General features: G+C 50.9%; 16 protein-coding genes. 7 read left to right on the top strand and 9 right to left on the bottom strand.

The annotated features are described in order from the left end of the window. Positions 1 to 2: 2 nt before the first annotated feature. The 5 genes from H141_RS0116330 (at position 3) to H141_RS0116310 (ending at position 6,297) form a co-directional block, all read left to right on the top strand. Positions 3 to 1,988 (top strand): acetyl/propionyl/methylcrotonyl-CoA carboxylase subunit alpha, encoded by a 1,986-nt coding sequence (locus H141_RS0116330; RefSeq protein ID WP_019677361.1) that lies wholly within the window; start codon positions 3 to 5, stop codon positions 1,986 to 1,988. Continuing rightward, positions 1,985 to 2,902 carry a hydroxymethylglutaryl-CoA lyase gene (locus tag H141_RS0116325; RefSeq protein ID WP_019677360.1) on the top strand — a complete coding sequence of 306 codons (918 nt, stop codon included), beginning with the start codon at positions 1,985 to 1,987 and terminating at the stop codon, positions 2,900 to 2,902. The genes H141_RS0116330 and H141_RS0116325 overlap by 4 nt, the downstream gene beginning before the upstream one ends. A gap of 308 nt (positions 2,903 to 3,210) precedes the next feature. Next, a complete protein-coding gene (locus H141_RS0116320) occupies positions 3,211 to 3,912 on the top strand; it encodes a CoA transferase subunit A (protein WP_019677359.1) in 702 nt (233 codons plus the stop codon). Positions 3,913 to 3,922: 10 nt separating this feature from the next. Then, a complete protein-coding gene (locus H141_RS0116315) occupies positions 3,923 to 4,582 on the top strand; it encodes a CoA transferase subunit B (RefSeq protein ID WP_019677358.1) in 660 nt (219 codons plus the stop codon). A gap of 209 nt (positions 4,583 to 4,791) precedes the next feature. Then, positions 4,792 to 6,297 carry a leucyl aminopeptidase gene (locus tag H141_RS0116310; protein ID WP_019677357.1) on the top strand — a complete coding sequence of 502 codons (1,506 nt, stop codon included), beginning with the start codon at positions 4,792 to 4,794 and terminating at the stop codon, positions 6,295 to 6,297. A gap of 81 nt (positions 6,298 to 6,378) precedes the next feature. On the opposite strand, the gene H141_RS0116305 is transcribed toward H141_RS0116310, so the two are convergent. Then, positions 6,379 to 7,260, bottom strand: a complete 882-nt coding sequence (locus tag H141_RS0116305) for an NAD(P)-dependent oxidoreductase (RefSeq protein WP_019677356.1) — start codon at positions 7,258 to 7,260, stop codon at positions 6,379 to 6,381. A gap of 134 nt (positions 7,261 to 7,394) precedes the next feature. Between H141_RS0116305 and H141_RS0116300 the strand changes: the two genes are divergently transcribed. Together H141_RS0116300 and H141_RS0116295 are read left to right on the top strand one after the other, a co-directional pair. Beyond that, entirely contained in the window at positions 7,395 to 7,874 is a 480-nt protein-coding gene (locus H141_RS0116300; protein ID WP_019677355.1) for a glutathione peroxidase, read from the top strand. A gap of 85 nt (positions 7,875 to 7,959) precedes the next feature. Next, positions 7,960 to 8,940 (top strand): 2-hydroxyacid dehydrogenase, encoded by a 981-nt coding sequence (locus H141_RS0116295; RefSeq protein ID WP_019677354.1) that lies wholly within the window; start codon positions 7,960 to 7,962, stop codon positions 8,938 to 8,940. 24 nt (positions 8,941 to 8,964) lie between these two features. Here the strand turns inward: H141_RS0116295 and H141_RS0116290 are convergent, their stop codons facing one another. The 8 genes from H141_RS0116290 to pbpC all read right to left on the bottom strand — a co-directional run bounded on the left by H141_RS0116290 (position 8,965) and on the right by pbpC (position 19,296). Further along, on the bottom strand, positions 8,965 to 9,357 hold the full coding sequence (locus H141_RS0116290) for a DUF2750 domain-containing protein (RefSeq protein WP_019677353.1): 393 nt from the start codon (positions 9,355 to 9,357) through the stop codon (positions 8,965 to 8,967). A 72-nt stretch (positions 9,358 to 9,429) separates the two neighbouring features. After that, positions 9,430 to 9,858: a YqaA family protein gene (locus tag H141_RS0116285; RefSeq protein ID WP_019677352.1), complete on the bottom strand. Its 429-nt coding sequence runs from the start codon at positions 9,856 to 9,858 to the stop codon at positions 9,430 to 9,432. 100 nt (positions 9,859 to 9,958) lie between these two features. After that, entirely contained in the window at positions 9,959 to 13,069 is a 3,111-nt protein-coding gene (locus tag H141_RS0116280) for an error-prone DNA polymerase (protein WP_019677351.1), read from the bottom strand. Between the two features lie 19 nt (positions 13,070 to 13,088). Continuing rightward, positions 13,089 to 14,507 (bottom strand): Y-family DNA polymerase, encoded by a 1,419-nt coding sequence (locus H141_RS0116275; protein ID WP_019677350.1) that lies wholly within the window; start codon positions 14,505 to 14,507, stop codon positions 13,089 to 13,091. A 1-nt stretch (position 14,508) separates the two neighbouring features. Continuing rightward, positions 14,509 to 15,222 (bottom strand): translesion DNA synthesis-associated protein ImuA, encoded by a 714-nt coding sequence (gene imuA / locus H141_RS0116270; RefSeq protein WP_019677349.1) that lies wholly within the window; start codon positions 15,220 to 15,222, stop codon positions 14,509 to 14,511. 67 nt (positions 15,223 to 15,289) lie between these two features. Then, entirely contained in the window at positions 15,290 to 16,432 is a 1,143-nt protein-coding gene (gene rlmC / locus H141_RS0116265; RefSeq protein ID WP_019677348.1) for a 23S rRNA (uracil(747)-C(5))-methyltransferase RlmC, read from the bottom strand. 78 nt (positions 16,433 to 16,510) lie between these two features. Beyond that, complete coding sequence (locus H141_RS21800) at positions 16,511 to 16,768, bottom strand: hypothetical protein (protein ID WP_019677347.1); 258 nt, start codon at positions 16,766 to 16,768, stop codon at positions 16,511 to 16,513. Between the two features lie 92 nt (positions 16,769 to 16,860). Further along, positions 16,861 to 19,296 (bottom strand): penicillin-binding protein 1C, encoded by a 2,436-nt coding sequence (gene pbpC / locus H141_RS0116255; RefSeq protein WP_019677346.1) that lies wholly within the window; start codon positions 19,294 to 19,296, stop codon positions 16,861 to 16,863. Between the last annotated feature and the right edge of the window lie 12 nt (positions 19,297 to 19,308).

The raw sequence follows: 19,308 nt of genomic DNA, 5'->3' as shown, positions 1-19,308 counted from the left end.
GTATGTTCCGGAAAATATTAATCGCTAATCGTGGCGAAATTGCGTGTCGGGTTATCGACACCGCCCATAAACTTGGCATTCGCTGCGTTGCCGTTTATTCAGAAGCCGACGCCAATGCCCGCCATGTGCGAATGGCCGACGAAGCCTATTTACTGGGCCCTGCCCCGAGTAAAGATTCTTACCTGCGCAGCGATAAAATTATTGATATTGCCAAACAAAGTGGTGCTGAAGCCATTCACCCGGGTTATGGCTTTTTATCTGAAAATGAAGAGTTCGCCAAAGCCTGTGCTGATGCCGGTGTCGTGTTTATCGGCCCTCCGGTTGGCGCTATTACGGCGATGGGCTCAAAAAGCGCTGCCAAGAAAATTATGGCCGATGCCGGCGTGCCGCTGGTACCGGGCTATCACGGTGATGATCAGTCCGATGCACTGCTGGCCGCGGAATCTGCCAAAATTGGTTATCCGCAGCTGTTAAAAGCCGCCTACGGTGGCGGTGGTAAAGGCATGCGGGTGGTCTGGAACAAAGCAGAGTTTAGCGATGCGCTGGCCGGCGCCCGGCGTGAAGCCAAAGCCGGTTTTGGCAATGACAAAATGTTGATCGAGCGCTACTTAACCAAGCCGCGGCATATCGAAATTCAGGTATTTTGCGATAACCACGGCAATGCGGTGTATTTAGCCGAGCGGGACTGCTCCATTCAGCGCCGCCACCAGAAAGTGATTGAAGAAGCGCCAGCACCGAATTTCAGCAGCGAGCAGCGTAAAGCTATGGGCGAAGCGGCGGTAAAAGCCGCCAAAGCCATTGACTATAGGGGCGCCGGCACCGTCGAGTTTTTGTTTGACGAAGACGGCTCCTTCTATTTTATGGAAATGAACACCCGGCTGCAGGTTGAGCATCCGGTAACCGAAATGATCACCGGTCAGGACTTAGTCAAATGGCAGCTGTTAGTGGCAGCAGATGAAGCCCTGCCGCTAAGTCAGGATGAAGTGCAAATTGATGGCCATGCCATTGAAGTGCGGGTGTATGCCGAAGACCCTGACAACGACTTCCTGCCGCAAACCGGCAAGCTGACGTATTTACGCCAGCCAGAAGCCAGCCGTTATGTACGGGTAGATACCGGCGTAGTGGAAAATGACGAAGTATCGCCCTATTACGACCCGATGATTGCCAAACTTATTGTCTGGGATGAAAGCCGCGACCGCGCCATTGCCCGCATGCTACGCGCGCTGGACGATTACCGGATTGCCGGTGTTACCACTAACTTAAGCTTTTTAACCAGCTTAACCGAGCACCCGGCTTTTAAAGCAGCCGAGCTTGATACTAACTTTATTAATCATCATCAGGACACGCTGTTCGCACCAGCCAACAAAGAAAACAACCAAGCGCTGGTGCTGGCAGCTTTATTTATTTTAGAGCAGCAAAAAACGCCGTTGCCAAGCCACAGCAGCCCAAGCCCCTGGCAATACAGCCATGGCTGGCGCTTAAACGAAACACCAACGGTAGTGCTGAATCTAATCCACGACGAGCAAGCGCAGCAGCTCACTATTCGCGAGCAGCAACAGCATTATGTTGTTGAGTTGCAAGGCCAGCAAATATGCTGCCTGGCTGAACTTAGCGGTGATGAACTAAGTGCCACCCTGGGGGATCATAAAACCAAGGTGCGGGTCAGCCGGTATCAGGACACAATTAGCGTATTTATTAAACACCATCGCTACGACTTTATTTACCGCACTGAAGTGACTACCGAGCTCGATGGCAGCGAGCACGCTGGCAGCTTAACGGCACCGATGAACGGCACTATTGTCGCGGTAATGACCAAAGCCGGTGCTACAGTTAAAGCCGGCGATACCCTGGTGATCATGGAAGCGATGAAAATGGAATACAGCATTAAAGCGCCGAAAAATGGTGTGGTAAATGAGGTGTTCTACGGCGCGGGTGATTTGGTAAAAGACGGCGCCGAACTGGTCGATTTCAGCCCGGAGGAAGCATGAGCTTACCGCAACGCGTTCGGATAGTGGAAGTGGGCCCGCGTGATGGCCTGCAAAATGAGCAAAATGTCAGCACTGCCGATAAAATTGCCTTAATTGACATGCTAAGCGCTGCCGGCCACAGTTACATTGAAAGTGGCGCCTTTGTCTCCCCCAAGTGGGTGCCACAAATGGCTGATTCATCTGAGGTGTTTGCCGGTATTCAGCGTAAAGCCGGCGTTACCTATGCGGCGCTTACCCCGAATTTAAAAGGCTACGAAGCCGCTAAAGCTGCGGGTGCGACTGAAGTGGCGATTTTTGGCGCAGCGTCTGAGGCGTTCAGCCAGAAAAACATTAACTGCAGTATCAGTGAAAGCCTGGAGCGTTTTGCGCCGGTGGTTGAAGCTGCGCGGGCTGACGGCCTTAAAGTGCGCGGTTATGTGTCCTGTGTGGTCGGCTGCCCTTATCAGGACGAGGTTGCACCTACTGAAGTGGCGCTGGTGGCTAAAGCGCTGCTGGAGATGGGCTGCTATGAAATTTCGCTGGGCGATACCATAGGTGTCGGCACCCCGAAAAAAGTAAACGCTATGCTGGATGCTGTGCTTTCTATGGTGCCTGCAGAAAAATTAGCAGTGCATTTTCATGATACCTATGGCCAGGCGTTAACCAATATTTATGTGGCGCTTAACCGGGGCATCAGCATTATTGACAGCGCAGTGGCTGGTTTAGGAGGCTGCCCTTACGCCGCCGGCGCTTCAGGTAATGTGGCTACTGAAGATGTAGTGTATTTACTGGATGGTCTGGGTATTGCGCACGGGGTAGATTTAACCGCACTGGCAGAGGCTGGCTGGTTTATTACCGGTAAACTCGGCAAGCAGCCTAGTTCTAAAGTAGGATTGGCGTTAAAGGCGAAGTGCACGCAAACTAACGCTAAGTAATTCGCAGCATCCCGGCAATTGCTACGTGTATTTTTTCTGCGACACGCCGTGAACCCATCCATGGGGGCTCGTTTCCGCCCGTCCGGGGCTTCAACGGTCTCAGAAAAAAACACATCCGCACTCGCCTGTTTCATCTGAGTAGGTAAGCGCGCAGTGTACTTTAGCCAGAACCGTGTTTTTCATGGATGAAAAACAGGAGCCTACATGGAAGTATTTACGGCGTGTTCTGGCAAAGTTACACGGAGTGATTACCGGTGATTTAACACATGAGTTTTCGTTAAAGTTCAGCAAAGAACAGAGGACAACAAATGGCAGGGTTTAATAAAGTCGTACATAGCTACGAAGACGCCATGGCCGGCCTGCAAGACGGGATGACCGTGATTGCCGGTGGCTTTGGTTTATGTGGTATTCCGGAAGGCTTAATTGCCCAGATTAAAAAGATGGGCACCACCGATTTAACCGTGGTCTCCAACAACTGCGGCGTTGACGGCTTTGGCTTAGGCATTTTGCTGGAAGATCGGCAAATCAAAAAAATGGTTGCCTCTTACGTGGGTGAAAACGCCCTGTTTGAAAAACAACTTTTAAGCGGCGAGCTGGAAGTGGAACTAACCCCACAAGGCACTCTGGCTGAGAAAATGCGCGCTGGCGGCGCTGGCATACCGGCATTTTTCACCGCTACCGGCTACGGCACCCCGGTAGCCGAAGGCAAAGAAACCCGCGAAATTAATGGCCGCAACTATGTGCTGGAGCCAGCCATTACCGGTGATTTTGCCATCGTACGCGCCTGGAAAGCCGACCGTTATGGCAACCTGGTGTTTCGCCACACCTCCATGAACTTTAACCCGATGGCCGCGACTGCCGGTAAAATTACTGTGGCTGAAGTTGAAGAAATTGTCGAGCCGGGCGAGCTGGAACCATCGCAAATTCACACCCCGGGTATTTACGTACAGCGCGTGATCAAAGGCAGCTTTGAAAAACGCATCGAACGTCGTATGGTGCGGCAAGGTTAAGGAGGCAACCATGGCTTTATCTCGTGAACAAGTTGCAATGCGCGTGGCGCAGGAATTAGAAGATGGTTACTACGTTAACCTGGGTATCGGTATTCCTACCCTGGTGGCCAACTATGTACCCGCTGGCATTGAAGTAATGCTGCAATCTGAAAACGGCCTGCTGGGTATGGGCCCCTACCCAACCGAAGCAGAGCTGGACGCCGACATGATTAACGCCGGCAAAGAAACCGTGACCGCTATTAAAGGCGCCGCTATTTTCAGCTCAGCTGAAAGCTTTGCCATGATCCGCGGCGGCCATGTTGATTTAACCGTGCTGGGTGCCTTTGAAGTTGACCAGAACGGCAACATCGCCAGCTGGATGATCCCTGGCAAACTGGTGAAAGGCATGGGCGGCGCTATGGATTTAGTGGCCGGTGCCCAAAATATAGTGGTAACCATGACCCACGCCGACAAATACGGTAACAGCAAACTGCTGCAAAGCTGCACCCTGCCACTGACAGGCGTGGGCTGCGTTAAAAAAATCGTTACCGATTTAGCGGTACTGGAAGTACGTGACGGCGCTTTTCACCTGCTAGAGCGCGCCCCGGGAATTAGTGTTAAAGAAATTCAGCAAAAAACCGCTGGTACACTTATCGTTAACGGCGACATACCAGAGATGCAATTTAACTAAAAAGTGACCAATGGCAGCAAAAGCATCAGCAGACTGCGATTACCCTGACATCAGTATACCGCAACAAGAACTCTGATTTAAAAGGCGCAAATATTTGCGCCTTTTGTTATATCAGCAGAAATATGCGACAAAACTCAGCCAATTTCATTGTATCAGCAAGCACTTTTCGGGAAGATACCAGCAGTTTATTATAATTGGAGATTGTTTATATGTTTCGTGTTACTGCTGTTGCAACGTTATTATTGGCTAGCTTTAGTTCTCAGGCCGGGCAATTTACCATTAAAACAACCAATACAATTTCAGACACTGCCGATACTTTGCTGCTTTTAGTCAGTCCTGAGCAGTTAACATCTAATCCGCAAATAGCAGCTATTAGTAAGCAAGAAAACTTTACCGCAACTCATGGAAACACATTGACCTGGCTTGCGCCGGGCACCCCGTATTCTCAGTATCAACGCGTTTTACTAATGGGTACAGGAGAAGCTGAAAAACTTACTGCATATCAAGCCAGTTTGTTAGGTGCAGCATCCGTTCGCAGCTTAGAAGGTTCTGCTGCCAGTAACATTCAGCTTGACGCCTCGTTGATTAGCCCTGCAATTGGCCAGGCTGAGTTTCTGGCGCAATTCAGCCACGGCGTAAATCTTTCAAGCTATACCTTTGACCGCTACCTGAGTGAAAAAAAGGCTGCACCCCAGCGCAATCTATATCTGCTAAGCAGCGATCAGAGCGCTGCAGATACGCGGCTGGCTCAACTGAATGCGCTGAGTGAAGGCGTGGCATTGGCGCGCGATCTTATTAATGAACCTGCCAGTGGCATCTACCCGGAAACGTTTGTTAAACAGGCTCTGGCCCTGCGTAAGTTAGGGGCGAAAGTAACAGTACTGGATGAAAAAGCGTTAGAAAAAGCCGGCATGGGTGCCATTCTGGCGGTTGGCCGCGGCAGTGCCCGTCCTCCGAGAATGCTGCTGGTACATTGGGAAGGCAGCAAACAACAACCGGTCGCTCTGGTTGGTAAAGGTATTACCTTTGATACCGGCGGCTATAACCTTAAGACACAAGCAGATTCAATTTTACGAATGACGTCAGATATGGCCGGGGCTGCCGCTGTGTTAGGTACCATGCATACTCTTGCCAGACAGAAAGCGCCGGTTAATGTGATAGGTGTAATGGCCTTAGCTGAAAATATGATCTCTGACCGTGCATACCTGCCTGGCGATGTAATTAAAGCTGGCAACGGTAAAACTATTGAAATCATTAATACTGATGCAGAAGGCAGGCTGGTGCTAGCCGACGCACTGTGGCATGTTGAAACTAACTACAAGCCCCGGGCAATCGTAGATATCGCGACCCTGACCGGTTCAAAAGTTACCGCCGTCGGAAATTACTATGCCGGGTTATTTAGTAATGATGAACAGTTGGTAGCACAACTGACAAAAGCGGGTGAAGCTGTGCATGAACGGGTGTGGCGTTTACCATTATCTGATGACATGTTACCTGAGCTGAAAAGCATGAAGGCCGATTTACGCAATACCGGCCGTTCAACCGGCGCTTCCACTGCTGCGTTATTTTTAAACCAGTTTGTTAGCGAGACACCTTTTGCCCATCTGGATATAGCGGGAAATGCTTTAAGTGATAGTAGCAAAGGTTTGCATACTGAGGGTGGCACCGGCTTTGGTGTGCGGTTATTAACAGAGTGGGTATTGACCGCAGAGTAAGACGTCAGAAGTTTATAACAAATCCAGAGGTCTGATTACTGGTAGCAATCAGACCTCTACATTAAAGCCAGTATAAAACGGCTAACGGGTAAAACGTTTTAACAAACTGGAGGTATCCCAGCGGCCACCTCCCATTTGCTGTACTTCACTGTAAAACTGGTCGACTAATGCAGTAAGCGGTAAATGGCTGCCGTTTTTACGGGCTTCGTTTAAGGCGATGCCTAAATCTTTACGCATCCAGTCAACGGCAAAGCCAAAGTCGTACTTGTCATCCAACATGGTTTTATAGCGGTTTTGCATTTGCCATGATTGCGCTGCGCCCTGCGAAATCACGTCTACTACCGCCGCACCATCAAGGCCTGCGTTCCTGGCAAAATTCAATGCCTCTGCCAGGCCCTGCACTACGCCGGCTATACAAATCTGGTTAACCATTTTTGCCAACTGGCCAGAGCCAGCCGGACCCAGTAACTTAGCGCAGCGAGCATAACTCATGATGGCCGCTTCAGCTTTGTCAAAAGCCGCAGGCTCGCCACCCAGCATTACCGTTAATACGCCATTTTCAGCGCCGGCCTGGCCACCTGATACCGGCGCATCTAAAAAACCAACTTGCTTAGTGTTACAGGCTTTACTGAGCTCGCGGGCTAATTCCGCAGACGCTGTGGTATGGTCTGTAAGCACGCTGCCTGGTTGCATGGTAGCCAGCACGCCATCGTCACCGTAAGTTACTGAGCGCACATCATCATCGTTACCAACGCATAAGAACACCAGGCTGGCATCCGTTGCTGCTTGTGCCGGGGTGGCCGCATGGCTACCACCATATTGTTTCACCCAGGCTTCTGCCTTACTGGCAGTGCGGTTATAAACACAAACCTGATAGCCCTTTTGCTGTAAATAGCCTGCCATCGGGTAGCCCATAACGCCTAAACCAATAAATGCGACTTTACCTTTACTCTCAATTGACATAAAAATGACTTATTGCTGTGAAATGATAGGCTGTTAGCTTACAAACTTCGCCAGATAAAAGAAAGCAGCTTAAAGAAAGCGAAACGTATCAAACAGCTGAAATCTCTGAACCGAAAATTTAATCAGGAAGCAGAATGACCAATATTCATCAGTTTAAAGTTAAAAATGGCCAGGGCCAGGAAGTCGATTTGGCCTCTTACCGTGGCAAAGTCGTGCTTATCGTTAATACTGCCAGCCAATGCGGCTTTACCCCGCAGTACCAACAGCTTGAGGAGCTGTATCAGCAGTTTAAAGATCGTGGTTTTGAAATTCTGGCCTTTCCATGCAATCAGTTTGGTGGGCAGGAGCCGGGTGATAACAGCGACATCCAGCAGTTTTGTCAGCTAAACTATGGTTTAAGCTTTGGGGTAATGGCCAAAATTAATGTCAATGGTTTAAAAGCTTCGCCACTGTTTGAGCATTTAAAAGACAGCGCCCGCGGCTTATTAAAAACCCGGGCCATAAAGTGGAACTTTACCAAGTTCCTGATCAACAAGCAGGGCGAAGTCGTAAAACGTTACGCCCCCCGCACTAAACCTGGCAGCATAGCTCAGGCTATTGAAGAACTGCTGTAAGTTTGATCTGGCGCTAATTATGAGCAATTCAACTGATCTACACTTATCCGAAAATAACAGGTTGCAATCGAGTGTGGGGTTACCAATGAAAGTTGCTGTGTTCAGTGCCAAAAAATATGATCAGGATGGTTTTAGTCAGTGGGCCCACCCCAGCTTGCATTTCAGTTATTTTGACAGTCGTTTAAATGCGCTTAACGTTAAGCTGGCGCAAGGTTGCCATGCCATTTGTGCCTTCGTAAACGATGATTTATCGGCGCCGGTACTGCAGCAGATGTCAGCCATGGGGATTGAAATGGTGGCACTGCGCTGCGCTGGTTTTAACAATGTTGACCTGGATACCGCCAAAGCTTTAGGCATTCGGATTGCCAGGGTACCCGCCTATTCACCGGAAGCGGTGGCAGAGCACACCGTGGCAATGATGCTGACTCTCAATCGTAAACTGCATAAAGCCTTTAACCGGGTGCGGGATGATAACTTTGCTATCGACGGTTTACTCGGTTTTAATATGCACGGCAAAACCGTTGGCTTAATTGGTACCGGCCGCATTGGCCTTGCTACCGCCCGGATACTAAAAGGCTTTGGCTGTATGCTACTGTGTTATGACGTTGAACCTGCAGAGGAACTGGCAGGGCACTATGTCAGCCTGAACGAGCTGTATGCCCAAAGCGATATTATCAGCCTGCACTGCCCGCTTAATCCGGCAACTAAACACCTGATCAATAGCGACTCCCTTGCCAAAATGCGCGATGGCGTAATGCTGATTAATACCAGCCGCGGTGGCCTGGTTAATACCAAAACAGTAATTGAAGGTTTAAAAAGCCGGAAAATTGGTTATTTGGGTTTAGATGTATACGAGCAGGAAGCGGATATCTTTTTTGAGAATTTATCTGAGCAAGTAATAGATGATGAAGTGTTTAAACGGCTACTAACGTTCCCCAACGTGCTGATCACCAGCCATCAGGCGTTTTTTACCAAAGAGGCGTTGGCGCAGATTAGCAGTATCACCAGTGAAAACTTAATGGCATTTGCCGGCGGGAATGCCACCGGCAATGAATTAGTGAAATGAGTTTTTAAATTAGTGACCAGGCGCTCAGGCGTCGTCGCTCATTTCATCAATTAAAGTTTCCGCCAGTTCTTCAGGTGTAACGACCACGCCCGGGCCGTCTGCATCAGGCAGTACCGCAATCGCCAGCTCGTCGCCGTTTAAACCTGAGGTCCATTTGTCCAGCCAGGTTGCAACATCAATGGCTTTAGCTGTGCAATGCTGCCACTCGCCTTCAATCCACTGCTGTGCCAGTTCAGCATGTGGCCAAACCGGAATGCAGCGGTCATCTTCGGCGCTAACCAGCACAAAGCCTTCTTCGTCGGTTAAAATCCAGATTTCTTCTAAATCAGCCACGGCCTGAATAAAGTAGTCGTAACGCTGCTCAGCATCCAGCGCCATAATCCGGTCCAACTCTTCAGTGCTTAATTGATATTCCATCTCGGTTTCCTGCAAATATAAAAGTGTGCTAATGATGACGGATTTGGCCATATAAAGCCAACAGAAAAAGAGTTACAACAGTTGACTGGCTAAATATAACAACACCGCATAGCGGGCGCCCTTGCCAAGTGTCACCAGCAGTAAAAATAAACCAAACCGCACCCGCAGGGTACCGGCTACCAAAGTTAACGGGTCGCCGACTATGGGTAGCCAGGCCAGCAACAGGCTCCAGCTACCATAGCGTTTAAAGTGCAGCTCAGCTTTGGCTAACTGCTCAGGGCTTACCGGGAACCAGCGTCTATGCTGAAAACGCAATAATTCTTTACCCAGATACCAGTTAACACAAGAGCCCAGAGTATTACCGCTGGTGGCAGCCAGCCAGAGCCCTAAGGCGGGGTAACCTTGCTGCGCTAAGGCCAGAAGCAGCACCTCAGATGAGGCCGGTAATAAGGTTGCGGCAATAAAGCCGGTCGCAAAAAGTGAAAAATAGCCGAAAAGCATGGTAAGGCTTTAACCCTCGTTGGAAAACGCAGGCACTGTAGCAGATTATCTGACTGAGTAAATAATGCGACTGTTGAAATATTCGTTAGGGAAATCCTTGTTAGTGAAAATCCCGCGACTTAGTGGCAAAGGCGGCTAATTCGCTGCTTAAATCGGTCAGCCGGCCGGCAATCACATGTGTTACCTCACCTTCCCGCTCTAAAATGCCGTCTACCTGTAATATTTGCGCCGTTAAAAAAGCCTGTTGCTGGGCCTGAGCTGTGGCCAGCCATACCACTACATTTGCCGTACCCGTTTCATCTTCCAGCGATAGAAAGGTCACCCCGGTGGCAGTACCGGGTCTTTGCCGCAAAGTTACCAGGCCACTAATCCGCACCGGGCTTTTATGGCGCACTGCACTAAGCGCATCAGCAGTAATACTGCGCGGTAATTTACCAGCCCGGCGCAGCAGCGCTATAGGATGCTGCTGTAAACTCAAGCCGGTGGCGGCATAATCTTCCAGCACCTCGTCAATCTCTGACGGGGCTGGCAGTAGCGTATGCTGGTAGCTAGCCGGGGTTTCCGCCACTGCAATGCCGGCTTTATCGCTCGCTTCTTCACAGAAAAGTGGCAAGCTTTGTTGCTTATCAAGCAGCTGCCAGCGGCTATTGTACCGGTCGCCGCTAATTGCCATTAACGCATTAGCACTGGCCAGGGCCTGCAAATCGCTGCTGTTCAGGCCAGCCTGGCGTAACTGACTCAGCGAACTGTAGCCTGTTGCCGGGCGGTGTTTTAGCAATAGCTCAGCACCGACAGCACTTAAGCCTTTTACCTGCCGCAAACCCAGGCGAATGGCATAATCTTGCTGGCTCGGTTGTAAGTCATAATCCCAGACCGAGCCATTAACACAAACCGGTAACACTGCTACCTGATGTTTTCTGGCATCCTGTAATAGTTGCGACGGGCTGTAAAAACCCATTGGTAAGCTGTTCAGTAACGCCGTATAAAAGGCTGCCGGATAATAATGTTTTAACCAGGCTGAAATATATGCCAGCACGGCAAAGCTGGCCGAATGCGACTCGGGAAAGCCGTACTCACCAAAGCCACAAATTTGCTGGTAAATGCGCTCAGCAAATTCCTGCTGATAGCCACGACTAAGCATGCCGTTAATCAGCTTGTCTTTAAATTGCAGCAGCTCGCCGGTTTTCTTCCAGCTGGCCATGGCCCGCCTTAACTGATCGGCCTCGCCGCCGCTAAAACCGGCCGCCACCATCGCCAGGGCAATCACCTGCTCCTGAAATATTGGCACACCCATAGTGCGGCTTAACACCTGCTCAACTTCAGCTGAGGGATAACTTACCGGCTCAATGCCGTTGCGCCGTTTTAAATACGGATGCACCATATCGCCCTGAATGGGCCCGGGCCGCACTATGGCAATTTGCACCACTAAATCGTAATAACAGGCTGGCTTCAGGCGCGGTAACATACTCATTTGCGCCCGCGATTCAATCTGAAATAAACCAACAGTATCGGCTTGTTGGATTAGCTGATATACCGCCGGATCATCGCCCAGCGCATTAATGCCGGCGATGCTTAGCGACCGCTGATAATACTGCTGCACTAAACTAAAACATTTGCGAATAGCCGTTAACATACCCAGCGCCAGCACATCTACTTTTAATAGCTTCAGCGTTTCTAAATCATCTTTATCCCACTGGATCACGGTTCTGTCCGCCATGGCGGCGTTCTCCAACGCTACCAGCTCGTACAATGGGCCTTCGGAGATCACAAAGCCGCCAACATGCTGTGATAAATGGCGCGGAAAACCCCGTAGCTCGTCGACTAACTGCACCAACTGGCGGGTAGTCTGGCTGTTAGCGTCCAGCCCCAACGCCCCCAGTTGCTGTTGCCAGCGGGTTGCCGGGTTACGCCTTTGAATATTTTTAATCAGAAAATCCAGCTGGCTAACAGGTAAACCCAGGGCTTTTCCGACATCACGTAACGCACTTTTAAAGCGGTAGCTAATAACCGTAGCAGCCAGCGCTGCCCGCTCGCGGCCGTATTTCTGATACAAATACTGAATTACTTCTTCGCGCCGCTCATGCTCAAAATCGACATCAATATCAGGCGGCTCTTGCCTTTCTTTTGACAAAAACCGCTCAAATAACACCTGAATTTGCCGCGGATCGACGGCTGTGATTTGCAGGCAATAACACACCACCGAATTAGCTGCGGAGCCGCGGCCCTGATATAAAATATTGCGGCTTTGAGCAAATTGCACCACATCGTAAATGGTCAGGAAAAAATATTCGTAGTTAAGCTCAGTTATCAGCGTTAACTCTTTTTCAATCAACGCCTGCACCTTAGCGGGAACGCCGTCGCTAAACCGGATTTTACTGCCCTGTTCTACTAACTGTCGCAAATAACTGCTGGCGGTTTGGCCCTCTGGTACCAGCTCGGCCGGATACTGATATTTAAGCTCACTGAGCTTAAAACTGCAGCGCGAAGCTATCGCACAGCTCTCGCTAAGCCAGCTTGCCGGAAACAACTTAGCCAGCTTAGGCAAGGGCCTTAATGCCCGTTCGGCATTACTTAATAATTCCCGCCCCAGCTCACGCACCTGCTTGCCGGCCCTGATCGCACTAACGCAATGTTGTAAGGCCAGCCGCTCTGGCAGGTGCATTAACACTGCGCCACAGCTTACCTGTGGCAGCTGAGATTGGCTGGCTAACTGCTGGCAATAGTCTGTAAAAGCCTGTTCGTTATGGGTTAATTGCCGACGCATTGCCAACCATAACCGGCCGCTATGATATTTTTGCAACCAGTCACTCCAATAGTGATCACTCTGGTTATCACCACTTGGCAGCCATAATACAAAACAGTGTTTAACCGACATTAAATCCCATTCGGTTAGCTGATATTCACCTTTGCTGCTGCGCCGCCGGGCATTAGTGATCACCCGGCACAGCTCACTGTAGGCTGCCTTGGTTGGGCATAATAGTACCATCTGCAGTTTATCCAGCTTAAACACACTGCCAACGATTAACTTCAGGCTCAGCTGCTGCTCGTTAATCGCCCGATACGCCCGCACTACACCGGCTACCGAACATTCATCGGTAATCGCCAGCGCCTGGTAACCAAGTAGCGCAGCCTGCGTCACCAGCTCCTGCGGACTGGATGCCCCCTGCAGAAAACTAAAATGGCTTTGGCAAAACAGTTCAGCGTATTGCATAGCCAGCCCTTACCTGGTTTTAACTAAACCAGCCATGGACAAACCATTGCTGACGGGCATTGCGAAATAACCATAACCACTGGCCCTGCTGATTTCGGCCAATGTAATAATCGCGTTGGCCATTAAGCTGCCAGCTATCGGGGCACAGGCGTTCCGGCCCCTGATTAATCGTCACCGGCTCAGTCAGTGGTTGTGGCTGAGGCAACAAAAATGCCGGTCGCAGCGCTAAAGCCGGCGGGCCTGCCTGCCCTTTTTCTACATAGTCCTTAGTCAGCGGCAAGCTGCGCTGAGTCGCCTGTTCGGGTAAATGCTGGTTTTGCAGGGTTAAGCCGCTAACTGCAGAGCGGCCTAAACGCGCCTGCAATAACGATAACAGCTGTAAAGCCGACATCCTGGCATGCTGCTGTTCAAATAACGCCTCGGTGGGCCGCTGCTGGCCAGCGAAATGGTTTACATCAAGCTGCAAACCATACACCGGCTCGGGTAAAGGCAGGTTCTGCAATTGCAGCTGACATAATTGCAGCCAGGCAGCAGCTTTATATTCGCCCTGGGCCGAGCCAATACTTAACTGCAGTTGCGGGTTATCCCGGAAAAATAACGTCAGCAGTAACTGAAAGCACTGACAATTAGCCCGACTGAGTTGCTGCTCCAGCTGTTGCAATAATTTAGCTAAGGGCTTTGTCAACACTGTGCTATCGCTGATGTCGTATAGCAGCTCCAGATAGCGGCTAAAGCCGGGCTCTGGCTGCAGATACTCCAGCGGATGATAATAATCACCGCGAAGCCGGCCAAGATAACTAAGCAACTGACTGTCAAAGCGCCGCGCCAGCTCAGATGGCGGCAGCGCCAGTAACTGGCCCAGAGTATGAATGCCGAGCCGGGCCATTTGTTGTTGCAGTGGCTCGGTTAGCTCGGTTGCCTCCAGGGGGCTGGCATGAAGCGCTGCTAATAAGCTGGCATTGTCGGCAGTAATTAAATTGGCTTGCTGATAAGCCAGGCATTTAGCGGCGTAAGGGGTAGCGCCACAACTGAACTGATAACGATAAGTGAGGGCGTTAAGCTGCTTACTAAGCATCTGCCAGTAAGATTGCAGGCCGTCATAAAGCCGGAGCATACCATCCAGCCGTAAAATCAGTCCTGACGGTAGGTCGAGCGCAATATCGCCGCTTAGCTGATACAATTGCTGCGCTACCGATTTAAGCACTTTTGCCTGCTGTTCAGGCTGATACGGCAGTAGCTGTAACTCTGGACACAGAGCCGCCGCACTGGCCAGGCCCATCTGTAATTTCAAGCCAGCTGTTAACGCTGCGTTATTTAACTGCAGCAGCTGATGCTGTTGGTCAACCAGAGCAATAGCTAAGTGCTGGCTATTTTCAGCTGACTGCTGCAGGTGATCCAGCTGCAATGCCGGAAAATGTAAATACAGAAACAGCGCCATCTTAACCAGCCCGGCGCATCGGTTCGCCAGTAGGGTCGGTTAAACACAGTGCCGGCCAACGGCGTTGCATATCTACCAGAAACGGCGCTGCCGGCCAGCTGCCTTTGCGCTTAAGTACGGTTAACTGCAACCCCTGCTGATCGGGCTGTAAGCTGAAACTTAAATTAACCGGTAAACTTAAGCTCTGGCATGGCCGTCGGAACAACACCATACTGGCTGCACCCTGCTCTGCCGCCAGTTGCAAACGCCGGGCCTGGGCTAAGCTCATCGCCGCAGGCCATATTAATACGGTAGCACAACAGCCACTTTGCAGGCACTGCTCAGCAGCCCATAACGCCTTTTGCTGCTGGTTGTTTTGCTTTTGGTTGTTTTTTGGGGCTGTTGCCGGCTGCTGCGTTGGCGTGATAATCAGCAACTGGCTCAAATCAAGGCCGGCGCCTGCCAGCATATCAGCGCTAAGCTCAGCCGGTGGCGCAATAAACACCAGTAAGCGCTGCGAGTGATGCTGTTGCTGCTGTAAATACGGTAAAAGCAGACGCAGCTCACCTATGCCGGCATCGGTTTGAATATCAATTAACCCGGTTGCCGGCAAACCGCCAGCTAACTGCTGGTCCAGCTCAGGGTACCCTGACGCAACAGCCTGATAAGCCAGTTGCTGACTATCGCCATGCCATAACAACTGACGCCGAGTTAGCTGATCTAATAACGCTGACATAAATCACCAAAAAATACTGTATATATAAACAGTATATATGGCTTTTGGCAGGATGCAATAAGGGTGATTAAGCCTGGCGTTGCAACAGGGTTAACACTTCATAGTGGCTGCTGTGGGCGAACATATCGAATAGCTGTACTTTCAGTAATTTGTAGTGCTTAAGCCCGGCTAAATCCTCCTTTAAAGTTGCGGCATTACAACTTGAATAAATTAACCAGGCTGGTGCCAGTCGTTCGATATCCTGACACAAGGTTGCGCCCAGGCCGCGACGGGGTGGATTAACCACCAGTAGATCGGGTGCTTTTGCTGCTGCATTGGCAAAAGCACTGGCATCCAGTGCAACAAAGCTAACATCAGCCAGGCCCAGCTCAGCTGCCGAACGCTGAGCGCTGGCTATGGCTGCTGGCGCAATTTCAATTCCCACTAATGTTTGACCGGGTTTTACCAGATGCAAACCAAAGCCACCGACGCCGCAAAACAGATCCCAGATTTGACTGAACTGCTTGTGCTGCTGGAGCTCATCAGCCCACTGGGCAGCATTAAGGTACAAGCTAGCCGCGACCACTGGCTGGGTTTGAAAAAAACTTTGTGGCTGTAAATATAACGGCACCTGATTCAGCTGCTCGGCCAGCACAGTTTGCTCCGTTAGCACAATTTCTTCAGGGCCTTCCAGAATTGCTGCCGCTGCCGGCTGTAAATTGACCGAGCAAAGCTCAAGTTCTGGCAATTGCTGCTCTAGCCAGGACAAATGTTTGGTAATAGAGGCCAGACAGTTTTTAGAGCGCAGCACAAAACGCAGCATAAAGCGGCCGCTGTGCAGGCTTTGGCTAAGTAAAATATATTTCAGTTCACCACGGCGGCTGGCAATGTCGTAAGGTGTAAGGCTGGCGCGGCGGATAAAAGTTTTACACAAGGCAAACACTGGCGCAAAGCTCGCTGGATATAACGGACAATCGGCTAAATCGACCTGTTCACCCTGAGCATTAACAATGCCCAGGATTGGCTCATCCACGGTGCCCAGCACCACCATTTTGGCTTTATAGCGAAAGCCCTGCTCAGCACTTGCCACCGGGGCCAGAATTTGCTCAGGCTGGAAATCCGCTAATAATGTTACCAACTGCAGCTGTTTGTCAGCCAGTTGCTGTCGGTAGGGTTTTGCCAGCCACTGGCAGGATTGACAACGCTTAGCCTGAAAATGGTGACAATACATATCCCACCTCAAATTTAATTGAGTTAGTTTAACCACTCACTGCGTTGTCACCAAGTATTAAAAGGCGTAGCAGCATAACTACAATGCACTTTCCACTACTTTGCCATTTTGTTTGTAAATCACCCCTCCCTTCATTACCAGAGTAACATCAGACAATTTATTGATATAACGCAGCACATCCTCCGGAAAACCAGGCGCAGGTGTCAAACCGGTATGTTCAAAATTATCCACTCCAATTAGCAGTCCGCGACGAATCTCATCCGGCCGGTGTGCATGTGCCACAACTTTAAGGCCATGTTTATGGGCCTGCTCCACAACAGCCTGCGCTTCTTGCAAGCGAAAGTATTCATACCGATAACGCCTATAAATACAACCGGATCAGTTTTGCAGGCTGGCAGGTCGAGCTAACCTGGCTGGCCAGGCAGGATTTATTCGCCACTTACCTGCTGCGTAACCGAGGTTAACTTTGGCGCTTCACTTACCCGGATAGTGACACTGGCTGCACCGCCTAAATCGTCGGCCACGGTTAACTTAATCTGGCCGGGTTGAGCCTGCCAGAACAGCGTTTCACCGGGCGCTACCGCCCCCAGGTAGCGGTTATTAGCAAACCAGTGGGCCTGGGTTACCGCACCATCAAAACTGGCCTGCAGGGCAATTTTTTGCTGATCCAGATCTTGCTCTACATCAACATTAACTTGTTGCCCAAGCAGATAGGTCAACTGCGGCTGCGGTGAGCGAATTTGCGGTGGCTGGCGACTCATTAGCAGCTTATCAGGGCAATCCTGCTGATAAGGCGGCGGGCTGGCCAGCACAATGCCAGCTTGTTGCAGCGCTTTGCTCACTTCAGATGGCCAGAATTCAAATACCTTAAGCTCGGTTACTCCCGGCTGATGCATACAAGCCCGCAGACCACTGGCAAGATCAATCGGCACGGCACGGTGCACCTCTGAGACCTTAATTGGAGATACCCCGGGAATAAACCAGCCGGGTTCGGTTTGCGGGCAGTACTTGTTGGGCAAATCGCCGCTACGGCTACACAGTGGTACTTTTTTCAGATTCAAACTGGCCGCAGGGTTGAATAACTTCTTATTATTCATGGCGTTATCCGGCAGCAGAGCCAGTAATTCAAATAATAACGGCCCGGCAGCCGTGCGCCCGACTAAGTTGGGATTACTGCTGCCATCAAAATGACCCAGCCAGACTGCCAGCACATAGTCGCCGCTTAAGCCAATGGCCCAGGCATCGCGAAACGCATAAGAGGTGCCAGTTTTCCAGGCAACCGGGTGTTGTACTGTCAGCTCACTTAGTAAACCACTTTGCACCCGCGGATGCTGGCGCAACATATCCAGGGTTAAAAACGCAGCTTCCGGACTTAACAACGGTTGGCTTAGTTCCACTTTTTCTGGCTGCTGCTGCCAGGCCAGTGGCTGCCAGTGGCCGTTGTTACCCAGCATGGCATAGAGTTGTACCAGTTGGGTCATGCTCAGCTCCATGCCGCCCAGAACCAACGCTAAACCATAATAGCTGGCAGGCTGATTAAGCGGCACCCCGGCAGTCGCCAGCCACTGGTAAAAGTCAGGCTGCTGTAATTGAGCCTGCAGCTGTACCGCCGGTAAATTGCGACTGTTAATCAGCGCAGTGGTCGCCGAAACCGGCCCGGTAAACTGACGATCAAAATTTTCCGGATTAAAGCTGCCATAACGGCGCGGTAAGTCGGTTAGCAAACTTTGCGGATGAATAAGCCCCTGCTGCAGTGCCAGCGCGTAAACGAACGGTTTTAAGGCTGAGCCGGGTGAGCGCTGTGCTGTCACGCCATCGACCTGGCCGGCAATCGCCTCACTATTAAAGTCTGCCGAGCCCAGCCAGGCCTGCACCTGCAGTGTGCTGCGCTTAATCAGTAAGGCACTGGCATTATTAATGCCTTTTGTCTGCTGGCGTTTTAAGTAGCGGCTTAGCTGCTGCTCCAACTGTTGCTGCAGCGCTAACTGCAGGCTGGTGTAAAAGCGCCCTTGCTGCAGGCCTTGCTGGCGCAACTGATTAACAAAATGCGGTGCCAACTGTGGTAGGTCGGCCCGGGTAAAATAGTTTAAAGGTAAATCTAATGGCAGTTGCGACGCTGCTCTCAGGTTTACCGGCCCTGCATGCTGTTGCCAGATTACTGTCAGCCGCTGCCGGGCCAGCTCCAGTTGCTGCTGGCCTTTGCTGCTAAGCGGGCTGCGCAGATTAGGGTTTTGCGGAATAACGCTCAGTGCCAGTGCTTCTGGTAAGGTGAGATCAGCCGCTTCTTTGCCAAAGTAAATCAGGCTGGCAGCGGCGACGCCTTCGATATTGCCGCCATAGGGAGCATAGTTAAAATAAGCTTCCAGCAGCTGATCTTTACTGAAATGGCGCTCCAGATAGAGCGCATAAGCGACCTGGCGTAACTTGCCGGCAAGGTTACTGGTGTTAAGTTTATAGCGAAGCCGGGCCAGCTGCATACTGATGGTCGAGGCCCCCTGGCGCCGGCCCTGGCGCACCACACTTTGCCAAAATGCCCGGGCTATTGCGCTGATATCCAGGCCAAAATGCTGATAAAAATCACGATCTTCATACAACAGCGTGGCTTGTTGCAACGCTGGCGCAATATCCTGCAGCGGCAGTTGTAAGCGATAACGCTGATCGGCTGCCAGCTGCAAACTTAACAGCTCACCGTTTGCCGCAAAATACGCGCTGCCCTGCTGGTAACCGGCATATAAATCGGGTTTAGGTGACAACCCCAGTGCCAGCAGCAGTATCAGTATCAGCACTACTACCGGCATCACTAGCCAGCGCAACAGCAATAACAACCCGCAGCGCCAGCCAGCTTGAATAGTCAGCCTCGTCATCTGCAGCTACCC

The sequence above is a fragment of the Arsukibacterium perlucidum DSM 18276 genome, from assembly GCF_000382165.1.
Lineage (GTDB): Bacteria > Pseudomonadota > Gammaproteobacteria > Enterobacterales > Alteromonadaceae > Alishewanella > Alishewanella perlucidum.
Note: the sequence above shows the minus strand (reverse complement) of the source record. Positions and strands in the feature narration are given on the sequence as shown.

What these genes read in the sequence shown, in the direction of transcription:
- H141_RS0116330 (WP_019677361.1), top strand. Translation starts at nt 3, where the DNA reads ATGTTCCGGAAAATATTAATCGCTAATCGTGGCGAAATTGCGTGTCGG.
- H141_RS0116325 (WP_019677360.1), top strand. Translation starts at nt 1,985, where the DNA reads ATGAGCTTACCGCAACGCGTTCGGATAGTGGAAGTGGGCCCGCGTGAT.
- H141_RS0116320 (WP_019677359.1), top strand. Translation starts at nt 3,211, where the DNA reads ATGGCAGGGTTTAATAAAGTCGTACATAGCTACGAAGACGCCATGGCC.
- H141_RS0116315 (WP_019677358.1), top strand. Translation starts at nt 3,923, where the DNA reads ATGGCTTTATCTCGTGAACAAGTTGCAATGCGCGTGGCGCAGGAATTA.
- H141_RS0116310 (WP_019677357.1), top strand. Translation starts at nt 4,792, where the DNA reads ATGTTTCGTGTTACTGCTGTTGCAACGTTATTATTGGCTAGCTTTAGT.
- H141_RS0116305 (WP_019677356.1), bottom strand. Translation starts at nt 7,260, where the DNA reads ATGTCAATTGAGAGTAAAGGTAAAGTCGCATTTATTGGTTTAGGCGTT.
- H141_RS0116300 (WP_019677355.1), top strand. Translation starts at nt 7,395, where the DNA reads ATGACCAATATTCATCAGTTTAAAGTTAAAAATGGCCAGGGCCAGGAA.
- H141_RS0116295 (WP_019677354.1), top strand. Translation starts at nt 7,960, where the DNA reads ATGAAAGTTGCTGTGTTCAGTGCCAAAAAATATGATCAGGATGGTTTT.
- H141_RS0116290 (WP_019677353.1), bottom strand. Translation starts at nt 9,357, where the DNA reads ATGGAATATCAATTAAGCACTGAAGAGTTGGACCGGATTATGGCGCTG.
- H141_RS0116285 (WP_019677352.1), bottom strand. Translation starts at nt 9,858, where the DNA reads ATGCTTTTCGGCTATTTTTCACTTTTTGCGACCGGCTTTATTGCCGCA.
- H141_RS0116280 (WP_019677351.1), bottom strand. Translation starts at nt 13,069, where the DNA reads ATGCAATACGCTGAACTGTTTTGCCAAAGCCATTTTAGTTTTCTGCAG.
- H141_RS0116275 (WP_019677350.1), bottom strand. Translation starts at nt 14,507, where the DNA reads ATGGCGCTGTTTCTGTATTTACATTTTCCGGCATTGCAGCTGGATCAC.
- imuA (WP_019677349.1), bottom strand. Translation starts at nt 15,222, where the DNA reads ATGTCAGCGTTATTAGATCAGCTAACTCGGCGTCAGTTGTTATGGCAT.
- rlmC (WP_019677348.1), bottom strand. Translation starts at nt 16,432, where the DNA reads ATGTATTGTCACCATTTTCAGGCTAAGCGTTGTCAATCCTGCCAGTGG.
- pbpC (WP_019677346.1), bottom strand. Translation starts at nt 19,296, where the DNA reads ATGACGAGGCTGACTATTCAAGCTGGCTGGCGCTGCGGGTTGTTATTG.